Genomic DNA, 6,826 nt, shown 5'->3' on the forward strand with positions numbered 1-6,826 from the left:
ACTTGTCGGCGCTTCGTTTGCGGCAACGACGAAAACGGAAGCGGCAGGGGTGACGTGTCCGACAGCGAACGTGTATCAAGTAAAATATACAAGCACTAACATTCAAGATTTCGAGAAATGGTTGAAACAATACTTCCCGTTTGTGTCGTTCCAACCGGCGAAACCGGCCGTGCAGCAACCGGCAGTGAAACAGCCGGCCGCAGCGAAACCGCAAGCTCCGGCAGCGGTCAAACAGCCGGCGGCTGCAAAACCGGCAGCCAATACGCAAGCGCCAGCGAAAAAACCGGCAACAGCGCCAACAACAACGACACAAAAAACAACCGGCTTGAACGCTTATGAGCAACAAGTCGTAGAACTGACGAACAAAGAACGGGCAAAATACGGTTTGCCGCCGCTTCAAGTCGACTTAGCTCTCAGCAAAGTCGCCCGCGAAAAATCGCGCGATATGGCGGTCCACAACTACTTCTCGCACAACAGCCCGACGTACGGCTCCCCGTTTGAGATGATGAAAAAATTCGGCATTTCGTACACAGCCGCCGGGGAAAACATCGCCAAAGGCCAACGCACCCCGCAAGAAGTCGTCAATGCGTGGATGAACAGTGAAGGCCACCGGGCGAACATTTTGAACAAAAACTTTACGCATATCGGCGTTGGTTTTGAAGAAAACGGCTATATTTGGACGCAACAATTTATCCGCAAGTAAGGCGGATGGTTGACGGTGATCCTGCCCATCATGCAGATGGGCAGGGTTTTTTTGTACAAAAATATTTCGCTAACAACTTGGGAAACTATGCTATAATGGTCAACAGGCTGTAAAAAATGAGAAGATCGCGGGGGAGACACCAATGCGAATACGCGATTGGGATCACAACTTAAAAGCCCGCCTGTATGGCGAGGCGCTGATGAATACGACTTTTTGGATGTTTTTTCCGTTTATGGCCATCTATTTTGCAGACTCGTTTGGCAAAGAAACAGCCAGTATGTTATTGATTGTGTCGCAATTGTTTTCCGTGGTCGCCAATTTGATGGGTGGCTATTGCGCCGATGTGTTCGGGCGCAAGCGAATGATGGTGTTATCCGCTTACGGGCAGGGGGCGGCGTTTTTCGTCTTTGCCTTGGCCAGTTCCCCATGGTGGTCGTCGCCACTTGTCGGTTTTCTTTGTTTTACGTTTGCCGGCATTTGCGTCGCCTTTTATTGGCCGGCGAGCCAGGCGATGGTTGCTGACATCGTGCCAGAAAAAGACCGGAGCTACGTGTTCGCGGTGTTTTATACGTCGGTGAATATTTCGGTCGTGATTGGCCCGACGGTCGGCGGGCTGTTTTATGCTGATCACCTGTTTTGGCTGCTGCTTTTGGCGGCGTGCTCCTGTTTAACGATGGCGGCTGTGTTGGCCAGACGGCTGCGCGAAACAGCCCCGCATTCGGCGGGAGGGCGGCGAACCGTGCCGTGGCTGCGGTTTTGGCGGGAACAAATAGGACAGTATGCCGTCATTGTCCGCGACCGCACCTTTTTCTTGTTTATTATAGCCGGGGTGCTTGTCGCACAGACGTTTATGCAGCTTGATTTGTTGCTTCCGGTCTATATGAAAGAGACGCTTCATAAAGAAACGTTATGGGCTGGCTGGACGGTGGACGGCGCCAATGCTTTTGGCCTGCTTATTGCGGAAAACGGGCTGCTTGTGGCGCTGTGCACGGTCATGATGACGCGGCAGATGGCGCGTTTTTCGGAGCGGTGGGCGTTTATCGGCTCGGCTGTTTTATATGGCATCACAATGTGGCTGTTTAGCCAAACATCGTCGTTTTTCGGATTTGCGGCGGTCATGGTGCTGTTCACCTTGGCCGAGCTGATGACGGCCGGTCTGCAGCAGTCATTTGTATCCAGGCTGGCACCTGAAGACATGCGCGGCCAATATTTTGCCGCCGCTAGCCTCCGCTTTACGATCGGGCGGATGGTGGCGCCGATGTCGCTTGCAGCCGCGACGTGGGTCGGCTATACATGGACGTTTGTTGGCCTTGGAATGCTGGCGCTCGCCAGCGCGGCGCTCTATGCATGGATGTTTCACCAGGCCAGGCAGCAAACAGAGCGGCCGGACATTTCCCTTTCCCAATGACGGGGGCTATGCAAATGGCTACCCGTTTTTTTGTGTTCCCCGGTATAATAAAAAGCGTGTCGTTGTTCGTGTAACATATATTCCCTGTCTCTGACATAAAGTGGAACTAGACAGAGAGAAGGAGAGGGGAAGCCATCATGAAACTGCAACGGTGGGAAACGAACATAAACGGGGGGGAAGCGGACAACCGCGGCGGACAAGACGGCGCGGCGGCGTTAGCGCGTTATGAGAAACGGCATCAAAAGCGCCTATTGTCCCGAGAAAAGAGAAAAAAACAATACCGTTTCATCGGCTGGCTTCTTTTGGCGGTCGCTGTCGCATGGGGGGCGGGCACGCTCGTTTGGAGCGGGTACGGAACATTAAAGACGGCAGCGAGCCGAGAGTTGGCCATCACGCGGTTGAAAGAAGCGATCGAAGACCGCGATGCGGCTGCCTTGCAAACGATGCTGAGAACGACCGATGAAACGGTGCCCATTAATGAGAAAACGCTCACGCCGTTATTCGCCTATTTTGAACAGCATTCTGAGGCGTACGAAGCGCTCGATCAGGAGTTCGACCGCCAGCGTGAGGGGGGGCACGTGTATATTAAAGGATTGACGTCCCGCCCGCCGGTGTTTACGATTCATGTGTTTGAGGATCGGTATGTGTTTGAGCCAGCCCTCTATTTTCTCCATGTCCGCGTCGATGATCCGGAGGCGTCGCTTGTCGTCAATGGGGTGAAAGCGGAAGAGGAGGCGACGAAAGACCCATTTGTCAAAAAAATCGGCCCGTATTTGCCGGGCGCGTACACTGTAACCATTGTCCATTCGAATGGGAAAAAGAAAACCATCCGCGTTGAGCTGTTTGGCGGCGCCCGCGTCCATGAGGTCGATATCACGAAATGAACGAATAAGCAAATACCGCTTCCACGACGGCGGTAATGACAACATCTTGCGTCTGTACAGGCGGCGCTGATGAGGAAATGCTGAGAACAGCCGGATTGTATGGCGCCGGCCGAGGCGATGACTGTTCTTTCAGTTCAATCGGCGTGTCATAAAGAGGCAAGCTGAGAGCGCGGGCGATGGCCAGCGCTTTTTCTTTGGCGTGTTTCACGGCCAATGCCAACGCTTGCTGGTAATAGGCTTGTTCGTTTGCTAGACGGAATTCCAAGCCGCGGGCGAGGTTTGCTCCACGGGCAACGGCCGCCTCGTAAATGGCGCCGGCTTTTTTAGGATCGCGGACGGTGATTTCCAGCCAATGTTCGACTTCATAGCCAGATAAAGCGGTTGTTCCGTTATGATGTTCGTATGTTGGCCGGATGGAAAACGATGTCGTTTCAATGTCTTCTATTGGAATGTCAAGCGCCTTTAATGCTTCGGTGACGGCATTGGTGCGTTTGGCATTGTCAGTCAGGGCTTCTTGGATGTTGTGATGTTCTGTATGAACGCCGATTGCGATGAGGACGGTATCCGGTTTGGCGATGACGGTTCCTTGGCCAGTGATGGTCAGTGTGGGGCGAGAAGCGACAGGGGGAGCGGGACGATGCCATGACTGCATTTCATTCCCTCCTTCCACCATTAGGCAGCTTTTTGATCCTCGTCCGCCGCTTGCCAATAGTAGACGCGCGGCAGGCCGACATAGCACCAATATTCCTTCAACAGCGAGATCACGACAAAGGAGGCAAATTGCCAGTCGATCGAATTCATCCCCATTTCTCCTTTCGATGGTTTCACTATAGCTTATTCAAAGCGGCCATTGTCCTATGCGCGCCGTCTAGTTGGTGATGAAACTTCTTTGGGCGCTTGTACGTATCATGGCGTGGACATGTTATAATGGAAGAAAAGATGAAGAAAGGGATGGACAATGAAGCAACTGCTTCGCACGATATGGCGTTGGTTCGTTTCATGGAACATTGGGATCATCGTTGCAGTTACGGTATTTATTGCCGCCGATTTTCACGTCCTGGCCTCGCTTTTATCAGGAATGGGAGCGATGTGGGGGGTGTCCGCTGTGATGAAAAGGCGGCATCGCCGTTTGGCAGCTGACGTACCGACCGAGGAGCAGGCATACGTTCGCAGCCAGCTTGGCGAGGCGCGCGCGTTATGGAAGCGGCTGCGCCGGGCCCGCTATCGGCTTCGTTCGGTGGCGATGTGGCAAACCGTTTCCCGATTGAGTGCCATCGTCGATCGGATCATTCGCGCGGTCGAGCAGCAGCCGCACCAGCTTCGCCTCGCCCAGCCGTTTTTCTTAAATGAGTGGCCGACGGCGGTGGAAATGGTGGAAAAATACGTATACTTGTCGCAGCAGCCGGTGCAAAATGCGGAAATGGCCGCGGCGCTGCAACAAACGGAGCGGTTGCTTGGCGAGCTGACCGAAGCGGCGGAGCGGCAGCTGCTCGAAGTGTTATCAAACGACGTTTGGTCGCTGCACACCGGAGCAAAAATGCTTGAGCAGTCGTTGCATCAATCATCGGCCTGGCTTCATTTGCCGTTGTCAAAGAAAGGAGAATGACGGTGGACGAACGGAATCATGAGATGGAGTCACTCGAACAGCTTCATGAACGGAAACGGACAAGCATACTTGACGATCTGCTGGCCCAGCCGTTTTCCCCGCCGGCCGCCCCCCAGCTTGAAGAAGGGGAAACGACGGCTAACGCACTCGATGCGCTCAAACCGGAGCATCGGGAAAAAGCATTGGCGCTGGCCCGACAAATCGATCCGGCCAACCACCAGGCCATTTTGCAATACGGGGTGGCGGCGCAAGCTGAGCTGTCCAAGTTTTCCCATGCGATTTTGCATCATGTGCAGACGAAAGACGCCGGTCCGGTCGGTGAAGTGATCAGCGAGCTGATGGCGAAAATTAAGGAAGTCAATCCCGATGATTTAATGACGGCGAAAAAAGGGTTTTTGTCCCGCTTGTTTGGCACAGTGGCCAAGCCGCTGCAAGGGATGGTGGCGAAATATCAAAAAATCGGCGTTGAAATCGACAAAATCGCCGACCAGCTGGAAAAACACCGGCATTTGTTGTTTCGCGACATCATGATGCTCGAGACGCTTTACGAGAAAAATAAAGAGTATTTTGAGGCGCTCAATATTTATATTGCGGCCGCGGAATACAAGCTGGAGGAGCTGCGGACGAAAACGATCCCGGAAAAGCAAGCGGCCGCCGAGCGCTCCGGCGACCAAATGGCTTGGCAAGAGGTGCAAGATTTGCGCCAGTTTGCCGACCGGCTGGAAAAGCGGGTGCACGACTTAAAGCTCAGCCGGCAAGTGACGATCCAGACCGCGCCGCAAATCCGCATGATTCAGCATATGAACGAGACGCTCGTCGAGCGCATCCAGTCATCGATTTTAAACGCGATTCCGCTTTGGAAAAACCAAGTCGTCATCGCGTTGACGCTGTTTCGACAACAAAAAGCGGCGGAGGCGCAAAAACAAGTTGCTGAAACGACGAATGAGCTGCTGTTGCGCAACTCCGAGCTGTTAAAAACGAACAGCATCGCAATCGCCAAGGAAAATGAGCGCGGCTTGGTCGACATCGAAACGCTGAAGCGGACGCAAGAAAACTTGATCGCCACGCTTGAGGAGACGTTGAAAATTCAAGCGGAAGGCCGTTTGAAACGGCAGCAGGCCGAACGCGAACTGGCGGCCATGGAAGCGGAACTGAAACAGACGCTTCTGTCTTTGAAGCGGCCGGAGCGTTAGGGGATCGCTTGCCCGCGGCTCGGCGCATAGAAAAGGGTGCCTGCCACGAAATGGGCACCCTTTTCGTCGTTTTGCGCGGCCGCTTGTTTCGGCCGCAGGCGGTTGTGCAGCCAAGAGCCGCCGTTCGATGGCGTTTTGCGCTAGGCGGCCTCCTCGCCTACAAAATCGGGGGGTTGGGCGGTTCTTGCTTCGGCCGGTCTTCGTCGTCCACCCGTTCGTCTTCGCGGCCATCGGGGCGGGCGGTGCGGATGTCAAACTCTTCCGCCGCTTCCGTCTGCCACTGGCGGCCGATCAGCGGCACCCCTTCCTCGCCATGTTGGCCGATGACAAAACGCAACACATAGCCATGAAACAACAGCTCCCCTAATGCGGCAAGCAAGGCCGAGAAAAAGGCTGCATTGATCATAGCGCCCCCTGCACCGTCATAAAACGCGCCAACGCCGATCCAAGTAGCGACAAACACTAGGCCGAAATCGGCGATCGTCGCCGAGACGTTGCCGAGGCGCGGCAAGACATACAAATCGCCGAGCGCGTAGGCGACTAGCGTCAGCCAAAGGCTGAACCATAATAGTTCCGCGGACGATATGCGCAAAAACAACGGCAAAATGGCGAACATCACGGTAGCCGTCAGCAAATACTTCAGCGCCAATGCGAGCAAATGTCTCATCTTTGCGCCGCCGTCTTCACTCTGCAGGGGAGTTCGGACCCTCTAATTTTTTATCTCCGTACCCCGGTTGCTTTTCCATATTTTTTGCCGGCTGTTGTTTTTTTCGTTGCTGCTCCAAGCTGTCGTTTTGTTGTGGCTGTCTCATTGATCATCATCCTCTCTTTTGGTTGTTTACCGTTAGTTTGCCGCATTTGTCTTGATGTATACATGTATTATCCATAAACTCCCTCCCTCTAGAAATGTTGATTTATCAAGGCTTTTCGGCCCCTCAGGGGTGTCCAAAAAATATTTTTCGACAAAATCCCTTACATCCTTTTTCAGTTTTGTGGATATCTTACAGACCTAGGGTGCGCTTCGCGGCCACG

8 protein-coding genes are annotated in these 6,826 nt (G+C 53.8%); 5 read left to right on the forward strand and 3 right to left on the reverse strand.

Features of this window, described 5'->3' with window-relative positions; genetic code table 11:
• The 3 genes from IKE44_RS08220 to IKE44_RS08230 all read left to right on the forward strand — a co-directional run.
• Positions 1-703: CAP domain-containing protein (locus tag IKE44_RS08220; protein ID WP_483299807.1), on the forward strand; the 703-nt coding region annotated here is incomplete at its 5' end.
• Between the two features lie 142 nt (positions 704-845).
• Entirely contained in the window at positions 846-2,111 is a 1,266-nt protein-coding gene (locus IKE44_RS08225) for an MDR family MFS transporter (protein WP_049625269.1), read from the forward strand.
• A 137-nt stretch (positions 2,112-2,248) separates the two neighbouring features.
• The gene (locus tag IKE44_RS08230; RefSeq protein WP_049625987.1) at positions 2,249-2,995 is read left to right on the forward strand and encodes a TcaA second domain-containing protein; all 747 of its coding nucleotides are present in this window, start codon (positions 2,249-2,251) and stop codon (positions 2,993-2,995) included.
• Here IKE44_RS08230 and IKE44_RS08235 read toward each other — a convergent pair.
• Together IKE44_RS08235 and IKE44_RS08240 are read right to left on the reverse strand one after the other, a co-directional pair.
• On the reverse strand, positions 2,985-3,647 hold the full coding sequence (locus IKE44_RS08235) for an SIMPL domain-containing protein (RefSeq protein ID WP_049625271.1): 663 nt from the start codon (positions 3,645-3,647) through the stop codon (positions 2,985-2,987). The genes IKE44_RS08230 and IKE44_RS08235 overlap by 11 nt on opposite strands.
• A 20-nt stretch (positions 3,648-3,667) precedes the next feature.
• Positions 3,668-3,796: a hypothetical protein gene (locus IKE44_RS08240; protein ID WP_255350121.1), complete on the reverse strand. Its 129-nt coding sequence runs from the start codon at positions 3,794-3,796 to the stop codon at positions 3,668-3,670.
• 157 nt (positions 3,797-3,953) lie between these two features.
• On the opposite strand from IKE44_RS08240, the gene IKE44_RS08245 reads away from it, so the two are divergent.
• Positions 3,954-4,601, forward strand: a complete 648-nt coding sequence (locus IKE44_RS08245; RefSeq protein WP_287465577.1) for a 5-bromo-4-chloroindolyl phosphate hydrolysis family protein — start codon at positions 3,954-3,956, stop codon at positions 4,599-4,601.
• Positions 4,598-5,794, forward strand: coding sequence for a toxic anion resistance protein (locus IKE44_RS08250; protein WP_033016581.1), 1,197 nt, complete (start codon positions 4,598-4,600; stop codon positions 5,792-5,794). The genes IKE44_RS08245 and IKE44_RS08250 overlap by 4 nt, the downstream gene beginning before the upstream one ends.
• A gap of 157 nt (positions 5,795-5,951) precedes the next feature.
• On the opposite strand, the gene IKE44_RS08255 is transcribed toward IKE44_RS08250, so the two are convergent.
• Positions 5,952-6,461: a YndM family protein gene (locus tag IKE44_RS08255; RefSeq protein WP_033016582.1), complete on the reverse strand. Its 510-nt coding sequence runs from the start codon at positions 6,459-6,461 to the stop codon at positions 5,952-5,954.
• Between the last annotated feature and the right edge of the window lie 365 nt (positions 6,462-6,826).

The organism is Geobacillus sp. (assembly GCF_017515625.1).
Classification (GTDB): domain Bacteria; phylum Bacillota; class Bacilli; order Bacillales; family Anoxybacillaceae; genus Geobacillus; species Geobacillus stearothermophilus.

Excerpts from the sequence above, each read along its gene's own strand:
- IKE44_RS08230 (WP_049625987.1), top strand. The coding sequence starts at position 2,249 with ATGAAACTGCAACGGTGGGAAACGAACATAAACGGGGGGGAAGCGGAC.
- IKE44_RS08250 (WP_033016581.1), top strand. The coding sequence starts at position 4,598 with ATGACGGTGGACGAACGGAATCATGAGATGGAGTCACTCGAACAGCTT.
- IKE44_RS08235 (WP_049625271.1), bottom strand. The coding sequence starts at position 3,647 with ATGCAGTCATGGCATCGTCCCGCTCCCCCTGTCGCTTCTCGCCCCACA.
- IKE44_RS08255 (WP_033016582.1), bottom strand. The coding sequence starts at position 6,461 with ATGAGACATTTGCTCGCATTGGCGCTGAAGTATTTGCTGACGGCTACC.
- IKE44_RS08225 (WP_049625269.1), top strand. The coding sequence starts at position 846 with ATGCGAATACGCGATTGGGATCACAACTTAAAAGCCCGCCTGTATGGC.
- IKE44_RS08240 (WP_255350121.1), bottom strand. The coding sequence starts at position 3,796 with ATGAATTCGATCGACTGGCAATTTGCCTCCTTTGTCGTGATCTCGCTG.
- IKE44_RS08245 (WP_287465577.1), top strand. The coding sequence starts at position 3,954 with ATGAAGCAACTGCTTCGCACGATATGGCGTTGGTTCGTTTCATGGAAC.